We start from the raw sequence: 17065 nt of genomic DNA on the forward strand, positions 1-17065 counted from the left end.
TCCGCACGGAACAATGCAGCGAACTCTCAAAGCGGCCTTCCACCCGTCATGTGTAAAGCCCAAGTACGGTCCTTCACATGCTTGCCAGGACGCCTCGAGCTCGCCGAGTTTGACGCGGATTCTGACAAGAGAGTCTGCCGCAGGGAAATGATGATTCCTCGACAGCAGGGGGAAATTTCCGATTCTGCCATCGGATTTCGCTATATCCTTAAGCTTTCTACGATGTCGAAAGAAAGCCGATGCAATCCCTGTCTGTGGTCATGGAGAACTATCTGGCAACTAAGTCCGCTCTTAGCGGTAAAGCTCGAAACGCTAATACGCCGGATCAGATAAGTATCAGCAAGACGCTACCTCAGTTCTTCATTGATATATTGGAGAGATTGGAGCGGCGTGGAGCTTTCAAGGTCGAAGGTTCCTATGGTCAAGGGAATATCGCCGGCGTTCCTTGGATTGGCGTATTCAACCTCGAGATCACAACATCAGCACAAAACGGGTACTACATCGTCCTTCTCTTTTCAGAGGACATGAAGTCGTGTTACCTGAGCCTCAATCAAGGGGTTACAACTCTCAAGAATGCCTATGGGGTAGAGGTGGCACTTCACAAGCTTAGGGGGGCAGCCGAGCTAGCCTTAGAGGCCTTTGTGCCGGCCGCTGGCACGGTTAAAGGACCAATCGACCTAAAGGCCAGCAGGGCTTTGGGTAAAGGCTACGAGCGAGGTGCAATTGAGAGCTTTCGATACGATTTCTCCGCACTGCCAACGCCCGACAGCCTAGAATTAGACTTCAGATCACTGCTGGGGCACTACGATACGCTGGCGAATAAGGTCGGTCCGAGTCTGCAGGCATTGGTGCCAGTCAATGAAACCCAGTTTCAAAAAGCAGTGCTTGAAAAAGCAACAGCGACCACAAAAAAAGATTGTCCGCCATTTGTCGAACCTCCAGGAGGTGTACCCGTCTTGCCGAAGCGGGGAAACGGCGGCTCGTGGAAGTATCCACGAGATCCATTGGTAGCAGCTGAGGCAGTAAAGAGTGCAGAATACCGGTGCGAGCTATTCCCCGAGCACCAAACATTCAAATCCAGCTCGAAGAATGTACCGTACGTCGAGGCGCATCACCTTATCCCCTTAAGCAGGCAGGCCGATTTTCAATTCTCTCTCGACATTACAGCGAATATCATTGCACTTTGCCCGACTTGTCATCAGCGCTTGCACCATGGGCATGCATCCGAAAGGCGCAGTCCTTTGCGACGGCTACTGTCACAACGAAAGGATCGGCTCCAGGAGAAGCAAATTTTCATCGAGGAGGAAATATTGCTTCACATTTACAGCAATGACATACTCGATAACGAAGATTGAACGCAAGAGCTGGAGATTACCCGTCAGCAACTCTTTTTGAAGCTCGCCGGCTTTGCCTCCAAACAACGGGATAGCATTGACCCTCTGAATATATCAATAGTTAATGACATCGACCATTCAACTTACGTTAGACGGTTCTTTTTTGCGTGACAACAATCACGTTTCGCTCCGCGTCCTTGGGCGATCGATGATCTCTATTCAAGCCGCCGCTGACCGCGCTTATCTTGACATAAAATATGGCAATATCTGGAAGCATGCGCGATTGCCAATTGCCTTCTACGATGACGCAGATTTTATAGTTGGGGACCCGGAAAAGGGAAGCTATATAATAAAGTTCCTCTCTGAGCAAGGAGAAGCCATTGTTAAGCGACTACGACAGGCAATTGCAGACCCCTATCGTTCGGCCATAGAGGGTGGGGAGCAAGAGATATTCTCGATTAAACGGCAGATCGAGGCGCGAAAAAATCAAGTAGATAACGTAATTTTGGTTCCGCAGACATTTGACGAGTTCTTGCAAGCCCCCGATGAATTGGCCACCCGAGCTTATGGTGACAAATCGATTAATAAGAATATTGATCATATGCTTAGCCCGGTAAGGAAGGATCCGGATGCAATTCTAAAGATTTCCCTAAAGCCCAATTACCGCGAACGCACGGAAACATTCACTTTTACCCAGAAGGAGGCAATCGCTTTCAAGAAGGTGGTCAGTCAGCGGCAACTTGGAAATCCTGTGATCTACCATGGCAGACTAAGAGCACTGGATCGGGGGCACAATCAAAAGGCAAACTTCAAAGGCAAATTCATTAATGCGGCGAATGATCGCGACCTGGCGTTATTCATCCAAAGCGAGCAGGATTACTCGGATCTAGTCCCCTATATGGATCGGGAGAATCTCACAATTGTGGCATGTCCTATTGTGGAGTACGACTCGTTCGATCCCGTCGCGGGAGATATTCAATTCGTGAAGATTCTTACTGATGGCTGAGAAATCGATCGACAATCTTCGAGAGCAGTGCCTTGAGCTGCTACTAAATATTGTGCCAATCAGTCAGATTGGCTTCATTTTTGTTACCGCCGTCGTTTTTCAGAGACTAGCCGAGGGCTCTGGTTCATCGGCATTTGGCGCCTTATCAGGGTTGGGCCTGAAGAATTTGTTTGCCATCAGCGATGGGTTGTTTTGGAGTGTCGGCATCGTCCTAGTGGGTGCGTGTTTCTTCTTAGCGCTAATCAACACCTACATATTAAAACTCGCACTACGCAAATCATTTGAATCGAGCCGGATATCGGAGCAACTGTTACGCTGGATCTCTGTCGCAGCGAAGTCTATGGAGGGTTTGGATAAAGATGATCGCGGACCAATTCGAGATTCAATCAGCACCGAATTAACCAGAAGATTAAAAAAATATCATTCAAAGCGAATGCTGAGCGAGTCCCTCTTTTCGATTTCAGCAGTTATAGTTTACGCATCCATTTATCTGATATTTATTAACCACTCAAATCTTTCCAAAATAGAATTTTCTTACCTAGAGTTGATCGTTGGCTCCGTTAGCACGCTTTTGTGTTTTTTTTGCCACCGGAACTCCATTCGATATGCACTATCGAGGGTGGTGCCTTTGCAAGTGTGCTTGACGGCCATGACCGGTGAGCTCGCTTTTTCCATCGATGCTGACTAATTCCTCTCGATTTCATTCGGCTATGCTCTATCAGCAGCACCTTTCCAGTGCCTGGATCAGAACGGCGTAAGGCCACATAACCCCGCGCCGTTTTTGCTTTCTGCGCCAGACGCCGCCTTCGCTCATCAGACAAGCGGCTGCAGGCGGTCGCCCGTTCTGGTCGAGCCGTTGATTTGATCGGAAACAGCTGGTCGTAGAGACCAATGTTTTCGGGGACGACGCCTATTGACCCAGCTCAAACCAGCTTTCGACTCCCCACCAAAGCAGTATTTACCAAAAATACCAAATCAGCACATCTTTGCTGTTTTTGGAGGGGACAAATGCCTTTGGACACCAATGAACGGTTCAATCACATCCATTACGTTCCAATTCTCAAATGGAGGCAAGGCGAGTACCAGGCACTATGGCGCTTGAGCGATGCCGCCAAGCAATGGATAACACCGCTACTAGAAATTCCTACTGAGCCATGGGATTTCGAAACAGAAACGCCCGCAAAATCTTTAGATGAGCATCTCGAGCGCTTTGGAAACCGCCTCAAAAGTAAATGGGACACTCGTCGATGCTTTATCGACTCATGCTACATCGATGGTGTCGCACAAATGTCAACAGGACAGCATCACCTCGAGTTCCTGTTCGAACAAGCTCGGAATGAAGGAGCTTCACCGATACCGGTTACTGGGCTTGGCCGCCATCCAGACTATGACGCAGCGGTACACAACATCGTTGCTCAAGATCAGCGGGGCGCGTGCGTTCGTCTTTCCGCTGAGGACTTTAGTGCCTCTATTTTGAATGACCTTCAAAACTTGTTTGCTCGGCTAAATGTGGGGCCGCCCGACTCACACCTCGTTATAGACATGGCGGAGGACATCAGCGGCTCACCGGTCGCGCAAGGTCTCGCATGGAAGGCACTGCTTCAACAGACGCCCTGGCTAAACGACTGGAAATCTGTAACAGTTGCCGCAACGGCGTTTCCCAGCGCTCTACCAGCGGCACAGTTCCGTCCGCATGGACTCACACCAAGAACAGAGTGGAACGCATATAACGCCCTGTTGACAAACTTGGGTGGCCTGCGCATTCCAACTTTTGGGGACTACTCGGTTTCACACCCACAGACCGAGCTACTCGATCCGCGTGTGCTCGATCCAAACGCGAAGATCAAGTACACCGTTGATGGCGAATGGCTCGTTCACACTGGTGCCCAAGTGAAGAAGCATGGTAGGGGTCAATTTCAAGGACTATGCCAAGAACTGATTGCCAACCCGTCAGCAGCTTTCCCAGGACCGACTTACTCATGGGGTGATGCATATATCCATGGGTGCGCAAGTGGCACCGAAACGACGGGCGGCACATCGACATGGCCTTCGGTCGGCAACAACCGACATATCACCAAGGTCATCAGGGATGTCGCCACGTTGTTCGGGTCTTCAACGATTCCCTGACCAGCTGCCGAAGCTCACTAAGTGGCACCAAGGCCGCGGCAATCTCATACAATTCGCGACGGTTGCCGCGGAGCCTTCGTTTTTCAACGCCTCGCTCCTCCAGGATCTTGGTTACCTCCGGACGCCACAGTAGGTGGGCGACATGAAAGGCCGACACCGAAGGATTTGCTCCAACTGCGCGGTGTGTTTCGATTGATACCGCCCCTCGCTTGCCCACGCTTGCCACCTTAATCCCCCACCATGGTGGCAATATTGACTCCGCCGACCCTAGGTGATGCTCTCCCACCACCAAGGTCGCCCTATCCATTGCTTTCGAATAGGCTTCAACTTGCGCTGGTAAGCGTTCCAGCGTGTCAGCATCGCTTTTCAGTTCGTAGCCGTGCAGAAATCCATTCACTACTGCAATGTCAACACGGCACAAGCCGTGCTGCAGGCCGAGCTCTTCAACAACCAGCACATTGGGGTCAGCAACATGTTCGGCGAGCACCTTCCGGAATACGGCCGCCCGAACATCGCGATCTCTAGTCTTGTTGGTCATAGTGGAGCTGCGCACGGATCGCGCCAGCGATGTGCTCAATAGTTCGCACTCGAAGAACGACAGACATTTTACTCTGTCGGCTACGAGTGTGCGTCTAGGGGCATTGCTTACAACAAGCCTTTTGCTCGCTCTTCAGCAGCCACGGAAGCCTGAGGCAGGACGCCCCCTCGCCCGGGTAGAGCCCGAAAGCCTGAGGGTCCCCACTGGACCCCAGGGGACCTGAGGTTGCGGAAGCATATATTGGTCTCAGCGGACTCATCCGATCAGACTTGGTCAGCCAACAGCTGACGACTTCGCGGCTTCCACCGGATCTCTGTCAGGAAACACAGTAATAAATGGAGCGCCGTCAGGAACCAAAAGCCGGCGGGACTTAAGACAGAACGGCAATACCCATAGCCGCAGGCCCTCTACTTTGGGGAACTCGAACACCGGGACTGGCCGCTCAAACGAGGCGGTTTTCGGGTAGATCAAGACGACATCCCCCCTACCGCTCAGGTAGCTCTGACCATAGGCCTGCAGTTGGTAGAAGTCACTTTGCGAGAGGCCGTACTTGTCCGTGCCATTCGCTTTCATCCCGTCCAGCAGTTTCCACTTGGTATCCAGTACCAGCAAGTCCCGGTCTGCATTCCGGATCAGCAAATCGGGCTTCAGCCGGAACCAGTTCTGTTCACGATGGCGAACCAGGTGATGACTACGAGCCTGTGATTTCAGGATCAGCGGTCGGGCCAGCTGTTTCGCCAGGTGCTTGGCGACGAATGCCTCGAATACAGCCTCCATCGGGAACAGCATCGACGGCGCACAGTGCGCGCCGGCGCCAGTCAAAGGCGATTCCTCGTCGAGGATGAGCCGCGCCCAGGCCAGCGCGTCAGCGTAATAACCCATGCCACGGTCCAGCCTCACCCGCTGAAAGTCGATCTGAGGCTGTGCGGAAACTGGTACCTCCGCGAACACGAACGCCAGCTCGCGGGCCAGTTGGTTGAGCTGCGAAGCAGATAACTCCAATACACGCCGCAATGCGGCATGCAAAAGGCGATTCTCTGGACGGTCGATTGTGAACTCGTCGTGGTCGGTGAAGAATCGGTCGGCCCGATACAGGTTTTGCTGCAAATGCGGCGCGATCAACAGCTTACCCCTCAGGGCATAGAGGTTGTCTTGGCGGCTTGAATAGTCGCTGCGCAGCCCACGCTTTACGATGTGGTCAACGGCGCGCAGGAATTCTGCAACGAAGACCTCCAACAATGGCATCCGCGCTGCCGAAATGTTGGCGCTGTCGGTTTTAACGTGGCGGAAGCCCTGGAGGCAGCAGAGCATTTCAATCAGAAGCTTACGCGCCTCGACGGCGCCGCCGCCGATCGCCTTGCCGACCTTGGGCAACACCTCGATCTGGAAGCCGTCCGGTGCGCGGATCACGCCAACAAAACTGGTCACTTGAACGACACGACGCCCGCGGCGCTGGGCCAGGCGCAGCCATGCCGCCTCCCCTTGCTCGGCAGCCCGCAAGCACTGGTCTTCAAGCCACCCGTAGACCGCATCCGGGACGGCGTGCAAGCCCTCGGTACCTGCAACGCCCGCCGTCGCCGCGATCAGCGTCTCGAATTCGAAAATCGTGATGCCGTTCACTTGCATCCCGAAGATCAAGTCGACAAGGTCTGGTAGATGCCGATGTAGGCATCCAAATTCGAAAACGCGGCCTCCTGCAACGCGTACCGGCGCTTGGAGCCGTAGCTGTCCAATCCGTGGTCACTACCGAATAGGCGAGCCAGATCGTCCTCGTGATCCTGACTTTCCGCCACGAACTGTGCAGCTGCCGGCTTCTGATTGTCGGCGAGAACAAGACGAATCTTCTGCCAGTCCTCGAAGAAGTACTCTTCGAGCAGGGGCAGGATGCGCGTGCTGAACACCTGCTGCAGCGCCACCAGTCGTTCGTCGCCGTCAGGGAACTTAGCCAACGTCGTGAAGTATGCGTGGCCGATGCAATGGTCGCGGTCGTAGAGTGCCTCGACGCGCTGGTTGATCGCATCGAGCATGCGCGGTACGTCGATCACCTGCTCGCCCAGGGTGACCCGCAGGCCCGCAAGCGGCGCGCCCGATTCATCGCGAGCATCCGGCATCACCGGCACGAATTCGAACCGGCGACGGAGCGCGGTATCCAGTAGCGCCAGGGAGCGGTCTGCCGTGTTCATCGTGCCAATGATGTCGACATTCGATGGCACAGAGAAGCCGTCGCCGGACGGCAAGGTCACCGAAACGGCGTTGTCGGCGCCTTCTCGCTTGTCAGGCTCGATCAAGGTGATCAGCTCGCCGAATATCTTGCTGATGTTGCCCCGGTTGATCTCGTCGATCACCATCGCGAATCGCTGATCCGGTGCCGATCGTGCTCTACGGCACAGTTCCTTGAAGACGCCCGCGCGAATCTCGTACTGAATTTCGCCAGCCTCTGCGTCGCCATTGAGAACCGGCCGGAGCCCCTCGACGAACTCCTCGTAACCGTAAGACTGGTGGAAGGTGACGAAACTGTAGCGCTGGACCTTACCTGATGCCGGCGCACCGATTTGGTAGGCCTTCACGGTTTCGATCACGTCCGCAACGGCTTCCTTCCAGTCGCCTGCAAACTGCCAGACAGAGTCCGTTGTCTTGTCGAACACGGCGGGCGCGAGACGCATCTTGGTGTTGACGGTGTGTGAATCCTCGACCGTATGGTGTTGCAGTGTGCCCCAGAGCGTTTGCCTCACGTTCTGCTTGCGCCCCTTTGCTGCTGCAATTGCCTGAATGAACGGGTGCTCATATAGCTGACCCACTTTGGCCTTGCCGCCCAACTCATAGAGCGCAGCGGCGGCGCCTTCCCACCATGTCAGGGTAGCAATCCGAGTAGCAATCAACTGTTCTCGCCATTCCGCGTTGGACACGGCGGTCATGGCCTGCTCGTACTCCCGCTTGAGCAATTTCGACAGCTCATAGGTCTTTCCCGTGCCAGGCGGACCGTAATAGATGCGGTTGATGGGTTGCCTCACCTCATCGTTATCGGCTGGCTCCTCCTCATCGGAGTCCTCTTCGGGCTCCACCGGGTCGTCTCGCAGTTCATCGGGCCACAGACCTGGACGCTCCGTGTCGAGCACCAGCCAGTCATCGAGTGAATCTCGCTCAGCCGACAGGGCTGCCTCGATATTCGCGACCAGCCGCTCCGTCAACGGCTCGCGGTGAAGCTTGGGCACCTCGCCCAGTTCCCGCGTCCATGAGATCTTCCGGATCCGGGTGCCCCGAATCACGCCGAGCACACCGACGGCGCGTTCGCTGCCAGGATTCTTGCGGCCAAAGCGCACCTGGACACCCTTGCCCATGTGCCACCAATCTAGACCGGCGGCGTGAACGACTCGCGCCAACCGACAGAATAACGCCTTGTCCTGGGCAGACCATGAGGCGCGGAAGGTCCTGAACACTGGCTTGCCGTCGAAGTGCTTGAGCAGGTCCTCGTCGCTCAGCTTCTTGCCCAGGTTCAGCTTGACGACGACCTCGTCGTAGCGCAGCTTAAAGTTGCGGATCGCTTCAACACTCCACGCAACTAGTTGGTCCAGCGACTTCCCCAGTCCATCGGACGCTGGCAGTGTAGCGATGAAGGGGGACGTGTTGTTGTAGGCGCCACGCAGTGCTAGATAGGCCTTTCTCGTCGCGTCCAATTCGTCGAGCCCAACGGTATCGATCTTGACTACGAAGCCGTCATCGGCGCCGATGCCAACTGTGTAAGCCAACTCTTTCGGCGCCTCAGATGAAGGGTAGATTTTGGCCCAGTTGTAGCTGGCAAAGTTGTTGCCCTGGTTGGTCGGGCGCTTACGAATCTCGACGCGCCCGACAGGGAACAACTCGGCCTTAACCTTGTCCGCCCACGCCTCCGTCACCTCGTAGGCCTTCTTCAGATCTTCATAAGCGCGGTTCTGCTCGGGGTTGGACTCGTCACGCTTCTGCCCCTTCCACTTGTTCAGCAGCTTGAAGTAGTCACTGGTGAAATAGTCAGCCATCGTTCTTTAGATTCCTTCAACATCGATTCCATGCTCGGCCAGCCAGGCCTTGCGTTGCGCATAGTCCGGCATGGCACGCTCCACTCGAAGCCAGAACGCAGGCGTGTGGTGCGGCTCATGCAGATGGGCAATCTCATGCACCACGACATACTCAGCGATGCGCGCCGGCAGCAGGATTGCCTTCCAGTGGAAGTACAGCCAGTCGCCCTTGCCACACGAACCCCAGCGATATCCAAGGTCCTGCACCTTGACGCCGGCAGGCGTCACCTCCATTCGCGACTGGTAGTCAGCTACACGCCCCGAAAGCCAGGCCTTGGCACGCTCGCCGTACCAGCGGATGAAATGCTCGCGCGCGGCGGGTAGGGCGTCACGGCGCAGACAAAAGCGGCCTCCATTCAACTTCAGTGGCACATTCTGTTCATCGACCACCTTCAGCCGATGGCTGCGGCCGAGATACAAGAATCCCTCGCCTCCGACGAATTCCTTGCGCGGAACCTGGCGCTGCAAGCGGTCCTTCTCGGCCAGCTTGGTGTAGATCCAGAAGCGCTTCTCCAGCACGAATGCTCGCAGCGCGGCCTCGTCCACCTCCGGCGGTGCGCAGAGCATCAAGTCGCCACTGCGCTCCACGGTGATCTGCATAGTTCTGCGGCGCGCGCTCCGCTGGAGCGTGAACCGGAGGTCACCGATCTGAAGGCTTGGCAATTTCACCGGCGAAGGCATCGAATCACACCTGCATCAGCTTGTCGTGGCTGGCGCGAGCCTGATCAATCAGCTTGTCGGCCAGCACACCGGCCCTGTCTGCATCTAACAGCGGTGGACGCAGGCGCATCAGATGCTCGAACAAGACACCGTCGCGAAGATTCTCCTGGTCTGGAATCTTGTTCGCGCTCCAGATCTTCGGGTTCTCCTTGAGCTCCTGCACCAGCAAGTCAACGAGCTCGACCGTCACGTCCTTCAGTCGAAGCAGTTCGGCCGACGTGGGCGTTTGCCCGGCGCACACCACATCCAGTACGGTGCGCAGGAAGGGCGCGCAATGCTCAGGCAGGTCACCTGGAGTATTGTCGGAGCTAGCCTTTCCAGTGCGCAACTCGTCGATGATCTCCTGCAGCTGTGCGATAACCTCATTCCACTTCTCGCCGAGCGTCTTCAGGATGTCGTTCAGCCGCTCAGAGAGCTTGCGATACAGCACCGGATCTTCGTCCGTGTGCTTGCGGATATGCGAGCGGATCGCGTGTTCCATCTCCGAGGCCTTTGCGCGATCGTTGACGGTACGTGCAAGATGGGTGTCGAACTCGGCATCGGTCAGCTGGATCGGCGGGACCTTTGGATCGACACCTAGCGAGATTACGTGGTCGTCGATCAGCTTGCGCACCTTTGCGCCGACGTCTTTGCCCAGGACCGGCGTGTCCTTGTACCGGTTGCGCGCCCGGGCATAGATGTAGGCTAGCCGCTTCGCATCACCCGAGTACGGCAGCCCCTCGGGGCGCGGCAGTACCGTGTCAAGCGACGCCAGAAACGCCTTGAGCTTGACGGCGAACTCGGCCCGCAGCTTCTCGCTGCCCAGCGCTTCGACGCACGCCTCAGTGTCGTCCAGCGATTCAATGCCCCGTTGGCGGAACAGGTCTGCCACACGGAGATGCCGGTCGCGTAGCACCGGCACCTCGTCTTTCAGGCTGGCCAGCGCGCCTTCCACGTCCTCGTCCGCGTAGGCGGCGAGAGCTTCCTTCAGATGCTGGGCGACACCGTAGTAGTCCACCACGATGCCGCAACGCTTGCCGAAGCCTGTGCGGTTTACGCGGGCGATGGCCTGCAACAACTCCGCTTCGCGGATTGGCCTATCCAGGTACATCACGCCCTCGATAGGCGCGTCGAAGCCAGTGAGCAGCATTGACTTCACCACCAGAAATGCGAGCGGATCGGTCTTCTCCGGCTTGGCATGGAACAGTGGCTTCTTGAATCGCTTAATCAGTTGGTCGTGAGCCGCGGCATCAGTCCAGTTTTTCCAGGCAGGATCGTCGTTATTGCTGCCGGAGATAATTGGTGCGAATTCGATGCGGGCCAATATGCCCTGGTAGCGCCAGGCTTGGACAACTGCCTGCATCTTTGGCGAGCGCTGGCACAGGGCTTCGTCGTCCAGGGCCTTGTCTTCCGGGCTGAGCGCCTGCGCCTCTAGCAGCAGTTCGTCCCTGGCCCTCCTCAAGGCTCCGAAGTAGCGAATCGCCGCCAGCCGGCTGTACGCCACGACCTGTGCCTTGTAGCCGTTGGGCAATATGTTGGTGACGTAGTGGCGAATGATGTCACGGGCCTTGTCGGCAATCAGCGCTGGCGCATCAAAGATGTGCCCCTTAGTGGCGTACTTCTGCTTGATTACCTCCAGTTCCTCTGGCGTGTGCTGGCGAAACAGGTCTTCGAACAGCTCGTCCAGACTGGCGCCGTCCTTGATCGCACCGTTGGCGGTGCGCCCCTCGTAGAGCACCGGTACCGTGGCGCCATCGGCCTCGGCCTCCTTGATGGTATAGCGGTCGATGAACTCGCCAAAGATTTCATGGGTACGCTTCTTCTCCCCCATGATGATCGGCGTGCCGGTGAAGCCGATACGCGCGCAGTTTGGCAGTCCGGCCAGCAGGTTGGCGTGCAGATCGCCCGCCTGGGTGCGGTGGGCTTCATCCACGAGCACGAGAATGCTCTCGTCCTCGTTCAGCACCTCGAACTTCTCTCCGGTCTTATAGGTCGCGCGCGGCTGCTCCAACTCAGGCAGGTCTTCTGCCGCCAGCGGTGAATCACCTGCCGTGTCCGGGTCCCGGTATTTTTGGATGGTGGCGAAGATCAGCCCCGGTCCCTTGCGCCGCACGAGAGCCTTAATGCCCGCCGTGCTGTCCGCCACTTCGACCACCTCACCCGTGAGCGTGGCGGTCACGGATAGCTGGCTCTGCAGATCCTTGCGGTCGGTGACGACGATGACCTTGAAGCGTCGCAGCTGCGCTTCGGCGCGCATCTTGCGGACCAGGAATACCATCGTCAGGCTCTTGCCCGAGCCCTGGGTGTGCCAAATGATGCCGCCACGCTGGTCATGCTCACCGTGCTGCAAACGAGTCTGGCCCGTTCTGAGCCGGGCGATGGCACGGTTCACCGCCCGGTACTGCTGGTAGCGGCAAACGGACTTTATAGTTTGGCCGCCCACCTGCATGAACAGTAGGAAGTTCTTCACCACGTCCAGCAAGTGCGCTGGTGCCAGCAGCCCGGCGATCAGCCGCTCTTGTTCATTGAGTTTGCTCTCGCCCAGCGCCTGCGCCACCTCGGCCTCGGAGCCCGATCCGTCCGGTCCGACGACTGTCTTCCACTGCGCGTAGTGCTCGAACCCCGCGCCGATGCACCCGACCCGTGCCTCGTCCACGCAGCTGGCGATCAGCAGCTGATTGGTCGCGAACAGCACCTCGTTGCCCTCGTTGTCATCCACTTCGAAGGCCGCCTTGCGCTGATTGCTGTATCGGCGCAGTTGATCGACGGCCTCGGCCAGCGGCTCAGGGATCGATGGGCTCTTGCACTCCACTATCACCAGCGGGATGCCGTTCACCAGCAGCACCAGATCGGGCACGATGAAGGCCTTCGCCGAATTGAACCCAGGCGGGCAATCGACGCGGTACTGGTTGACCACTGTGAAGCGGTTGTTCGCCGGAATGTCCCAGTCAATGTAGCGGATGGTCTGGCCGCGTCCGCCATCCCAGCCAGGTAGGCCTTCGACGGTCAGGCCCTTGATCAGCAACTCGGTGGCCCTTTCGTTGGCCTCCATCAGCCTGCGCGTTCCCAGCCGAGTGATAGCCGCCATAGCCTCTGATAGACGCGCATCGTCCACCCAGGGCTGGCCGTCAGGGCCGGGGTTTAGCGCTCGCAAAGCTTCGCGCAGCACGGGCTCCTGGATAACCTCAGTAAAGCTGGTACGGCAGGTAGATGTCGGGTTTTCGAGACTGCCTTCGATGTGTGTCCAACCCTGCGTCTGTAACTGAGCGACGAAGGGTTTTTCGACGTCTTCAAGCTCCCAGCCCATCAGGCGCTCCCTGCTTGTTTGGTTTCCGCCAGCTGCGGCTTGACGCGGACGCGGCCGGTGAGGAGGTCATCCATAAGGCCAGATTTCTCAAGTCGCATCTTTCGGATCAGTTCCTCCTCACACCAGATTTGTTCCTGCGCGGCATCAACTCGGTCAACGATTGCCTGTTGCTCATTGATCGTCATCCGAGGTAGAGGAAGCTCCTGGCATAGAGCGAGGGTCAGATTCACTTGTCCCGACGTCTGCTTGGCTCGGTTCCTCAGCCAAGACTGCGAGATTGAGCTACTAAGCCAGATTAATAGGAACTTTGGCAGTAGTTGTTCGGTTGGTCGAAATAACGCAATTGCTTGATTAATATTGACCTCACCAATTTCTTTGGTAACAAGCCCCAGTTTCCCTAGAGGTGGGCCAACGATGTTCGTCAGCACATCACCTTCAAGGCATCTTGAACGAGCCAGAAAACCTTTGTGCGTGGCAAGGCTAACTCGAAACGTGCTTGCATCTAGATCCAGTTGTCCATCGAAAGAAAGATTATCGACTCGCAGAAACCTAATTCCCGCGCCACCCTGCCACATCTCATTAGCCGCAGGGGTAGTGCCTTTGGTTATCAGATGGCAGCGAGTTGCTGTAGGAGCAAGACCCCACTCATTCGGAATCCAACCCAACGGTGACGACTCGTAGAGATGCGGTGCCTCGGCCTGAGGTGGGCGCAATTCGCCGTTGGCGTCGATGCCGCGCGTCAAGAGGTCATGCAGCAGGCCTTGCTTGACCGCCTTGAGCTTGGCGATGATCGCTTCAGTTTCGTAGATGGCGGTGTCGAGAGTGTCGAGGATTTCCGCAAGTAATTGCTGCTCCGTAGAGCCAGGACAAAAGACCTTTATCCCCTCGAGAAGCTCTCGGTCAACGTGTGGAATGCCAGTGCCATTGGTTTGAGCCTTCAGGAATCGCTCAGCTTGCTTGGCGACATGAAAAAAGTATGCCGGACGAAAAACACTGCTCGGAGAAATCTTCGTCATCGTCGAAGCAACCAACCCGACCTTGGACCTGAAGAATTCCCCAGCGTTCGAACCGTCCCACAGCAGTATCGTTTCGCCTTCAGCAGCACGCACAGCATCCGGCCCAGCTTTGGCAAGGTCGGCCGGCGCTCGCCCGCGGAGATATTCAGGACTCAGGTAGGGCTCTGCACCCTTGCCCACGTAGCCGGTGACGAGTGGTGCCTTACCCTTCTGAACGGTAATGTGATCTCCAAGGGCAACGAAGTTAGACATACCGCAGCCCCTTCAAAAACACCTGCAAGGCCTGCGCCGCCGAATCGCGCTTTCCCTCAATCTCAGTCAGCGTCACTCGGTACTTATCCCACCAGTTTTCGAATGCGACGACGATGGCCTTACGCTGGGCGGCGATGTAGCGCTCGACGATGGCGCGCATGTCGTTGTGCAGGATGGTCAGCAGCAGCTCGGCGGCCTGCTCGGGCGACAGACCATCCACCTCGCGATTGAGGTGCGCAGCGAAGCTATCCTTCTTGGCCTTCAAGGCTTTCTTCGCGGTAGCGAGTTCCTTCTTCCACGCCTTGAGCTGCGTTTCGTCGACCGCGTTGTCGTCGGCGGGTTCGTCTTCCGAAGACTCTGCGGCGTCACCTTCGTCGCCCTCGGCGTCCTTGCCAGATTTGGGGTCAGCAGCCTTGATTTGACTGTCCAGTTCAGCCCTCTTGGCCTCCAGCTCGTTGATGGCATCGACGAAGTCGCTCATCAGAAACTTGACTAGCTTGTGGTCAAGTGGACTTTCCTTGTTCGCTTTGTCCTCCAGCGCAGTGACGATGCTGGTGCGCCAAGCGTCGGCCACGCCCTTGGCGCCACGCGCCATCAGGGTGAGGAAGTCGTACTTCGTCTGGTACCAGAACCCAGCGACGATGCCGCGCACCTGGAAGGGGTCGAGCATACCGATCGCTTCCAGCGATTCGCTAAAGCTAGCCAGCAGATCGTTGCGCAGGCCGACCAGACTGGCCGCATTGTCCATTTGCCCAGCAAGCAACGTAATACGCGCGCTATGCTGATGCCACCACTGCTCGAAAGCTGCGCGGATGGCGGCCTCCTTGGCGACAAGGCCGGCGTTTCTCTCGATGGAGGGCTTAAGGTCCCTGCGCTTGGCTAGCTCGGGTTTGAAGTCGACGTACTTCGCGTCACGCTCAACGAACAGGTCCATCGGGTTGAGGCCGTGCGCCGCGAACAGCGTCGACTTGGCCTGCACCTCGGCTTTTGGCACGCCCCCCACAAGATGCGCGCGCACGTCGTGTGGTTCGGGCGGTGGTGTGTTATCAGCGTAGCGGCGGATGTTGAGGTTGTAATCGTTGGCCTTGAGGGTGGCGTTGTCCACGATGGCCGAAAAGCCCTCTACCTGCTTGAACTCGTTGAAGGTGGTGACGATCTTCTCGATGTGTTCGGGTAGCAGATGGTTCTGCGCGCGGCCTTCGAAGAACTCCCGGTCGGCATTGATAAACAGCACCTTGCCCCGGCGCTCGGCGGGCTTGCCGCTAACGCGGTTGGCGCCGTTCTGCACCCGCTGGCGCAGCACCAAAATACAGGCGGGGATGCCGGTGCCGTAGAACAGGTTGGGGGCGACGCCGAGCACGGCTTCGAGCAGGTCGTCCTCGACAATGCCAGCCCGGATGGCCTTTTCCTCACCGCCACGGAACAGCACGCCGTGGGGCATGACGGTGGCGACCATGCCGCCGTCGCGGGTAACTGCCAGCATGTGCTGCAGGAACATGAGGTCGGCCTTCTTGGCGCCCAGCGGCACCTGGCCGTAACGGAAGCGCTCGGGGAACTTGGGCGACCAGGCAGGCGTTCCGTCGGCGTTCTTCTCCGTATTGCCCCAGTTGATGGAGAACGGCGGGTTGGTGAGCACCCGGTCGAAGTGCATTAATTCGCCGCCTTCGACGTGCTGCGGCTCGGCCAGGGTGTCCTCGTTCTGCAGGTTGGCAGTGCTGATGCCGTGCAGAAGCATGTTCATCTTGGCGATCGACCAGACGGTACCATTGAACTCCTGCCCGAACAGGTTGGCCTTGCGGCCGTCCTCGCCGTGCTCGTCGATGTATTCCTTGGCTGCGATCAGCATGCCTCCGGAGCCGCAACAGGGATCATAAATGTCGTGGGCCAAGGTCGGCTGGATCAGCCGCACCATCATACGCACCACCGAGCGCGGTGTGTAGAACTCGCCGCCTTTCTTACCGGCCGAGTCGGCGAACTCGCCGATCAAGTATTCGTAGGCCGCGCCGAGCAGATCGGGGAACTCGAAGTCCTCGTTACGTAGGCGATAGATGCCGAAGTGGGTAATCAGCTGGCGCAGCTTGATATCGGGGATCTTGCTCTGGCCAACCTTTCGCGTAAAGTCGATGTGCTCCAGCACGTCGTAGAGCTTGGTGTTGGCAGTCTCGATACCGCTCAATGCCTTGTTAAGCGAGTCACCGACATTTTGATGAGCCTCATCCAATAGGAACTTGTACCGCGATCGTGGTGGCACCCAGAAGTACTCGGCTCCCTTGTACCAGCGCTCCAGTTCCGCCGATTTTTCGGCGTTAGCGCGTGATTCACCCGCATTCATTCGCTCGGCGATGACTTCCTCGCGCCGCTGGTCGAACACGTCGGAGCAGCGCTTGAGGAACAGCATCCCGAAGATATATTCCTTGAACTCGGAAGCGTCCATCTTGCCGCGCAGGATGTCGGCGGCTTTGAACAAATGGCGCTCGAGCTGGGGTAACGTAAGGGGCATATGTAACTATGGGCGGATTCGTCGAACAGATAATCACAGGCAGATTTGCCACCTCTATCGAGGTAAATTGTCATCGTTGTAGGTGACGTTTGGCAATCCACAGAGAGCAGTACACCAAAAAAATATGGTTCACATGGAGGGAGCTGAATGGCTCTGCCCAAAAAAGAAAGCCAATCCAATAGGACTGGCTTTTTTAGCTTCGGTCACTCAGTAGGTATCTACCCCCTGAGCAGC

11 protein-coding genes are annotated in these 17065 nt (G+C 57.0%); 4 read left to right on the forward strand and 7 right to left on the reverse strand.

Going from position 1 to position 17065, the window contains the following annotated elements; genetic code table 11:
• Positions 1-239: 239 nt before the first annotated feature.
• The 4 genes from I6H87_RS06980 to I6H87_RS06995 all read left to right on the forward strand — a co-directional run bounded on the left by I6H87_RS06980 (position 240) and on the right by I6H87_RS06995 (position 4467).
• Positions 240-1355: an MrcB family domain-containing protein gene (locus I6H87_RS06980; RefSeq protein ID WP_011614287.1), complete on the forward strand. Its 1116-nt coding sequence runs from the start codon at positions 240-242 to the stop codon at positions 1353-1355.
• 103 nt (positions 1356-1458) lie between these two features.
• Complete coding sequence (locus tag I6H87_RS06985) at positions 1459-2340, forward strand: hypothetical protein (protein ID WP_051398452.1); 882 nt, start codon at positions 1459-1461, stop codon at positions 2338-2340.
• Positions 2333-3028: a hypothetical protein gene (locus tag I6H87_RS06990; protein WP_136227728.1), complete on the forward strand. Its 696-nt coding sequence runs from the start codon at positions 2333-2335 to the stop codon at positions 3026-3028. Before I6H87_RS06985 ends, I6H87_RS06990 begins: the two co-directional genes overlap by 8 nt.
• A 320-nt stretch (positions 3029-3348) precedes the next feature.
• Positions 3349-4467, forward strand: a complete 1119-nt coding sequence (locus tag I6H87_RS06995) for a beta family protein (protein ID WP_157886276.1) — start codon at positions 3349-3351, stop codon at positions 4465-4467.
• Here I6H87_RS06995 and I6H87_RS07000 read toward each other — a convergent pair.
• The 7 genes from I6H87_RS07000 to I6H87_RS07030 form a co-directional block, all read right to left on the reverse strand.
• Positions 4424-5005, reverse strand: coding sequence for a sce7726 family protein (locus I6H87_RS07000; RefSeq protein WP_011614283.1), 582 nt, complete (start codon positions 5003-5005; stop codon positions 4424-4426). The two genes, I6H87_RS06995 and I6H87_RS07000, sit on opposite strands and share 44 nt — an antisense overlap.
• A gap of 273 nt (positions 5006-5278) precedes the next feature.
• Positions 5279-6631 (reverse strand): McrC family protein, encoded by a 1353-nt coding sequence (locus I6H87_RS07005; RefSeq protein WP_011614282.1) that lies wholly within the window; start codon positions 6629-6631, stop codon positions 5279-5281.
• Between the two features lie 8 nt (positions 6632-6639).
• Positions 6640-9018 (reverse strand): McrB family protein, encoded by a 2379-nt coding sequence (locus tag I6H87_RS07010; RefSeq protein WP_011614281.1) that lies wholly within the window; start codon positions 9016-9018, stop codon positions 6640-6642.
• A 6-nt stretch (positions 9019-9024) separates the two neighbouring features.
• The gene (locus I6H87_RS07015; protein ID WP_231881370.1) at positions 9025-9657 is read right to left on the reverse strand and encodes a M48 family metallopeptidase; all 633 of its coding nucleotides are present in this window, start codon (positions 9655-9657) and stop codon (positions 9025-9027) included.
• An 85-nt stretch (positions 9658-9742) separates the two neighbouring features.
• Complete coding sequence (locus I6H87_RS07020; protein WP_011614279.1) at positions 9743-13063, reverse strand: type I restriction endonuclease subunit R; 3321 nt, start codon at positions 13061-13063, stop codon at positions 9743-9745.
• Positions 13063-14331 (reverse strand): restriction endonuclease subunit S, encoded by a 1269-nt coding sequence (locus I6H87_RS07025; protein ID WP_011614278.1) that lies wholly within the window; start codon positions 14329-14331, stop codon positions 13063-13065. The genes I6H87_RS07020 and I6H87_RS07025 overlap by 1 nt, the downstream gene beginning before the upstream one ends.
• The gene (locus I6H87_RS07030) at positions 14324-16798 is read right to left on the reverse strand and encodes a type I restriction-modification system subunit M (protein ID WP_231881369.1); all 2475 of its coding nucleotides are present in this window, start codon (positions 16796-16798) and stop codon (positions 14324-14326) included. The genes I6H87_RS07025 and I6H87_RS07030 overlap by 8 nt, the downstream gene beginning before the upstream one ends.
• Positions 16799-17065 lie beyond the last annotated feature (267 nt).

Origin of the sequence: Cupriavidus necator, assembly GCF_016127575.1 — a bacterium.
GTDB classification, from domain to species: domain Bacteria; phylum Pseudomonadota; class Gammaproteobacteria; order Burkholderiales; family Burkholderiaceae; genus Cupriavidus; species Cupriavidus necator_D.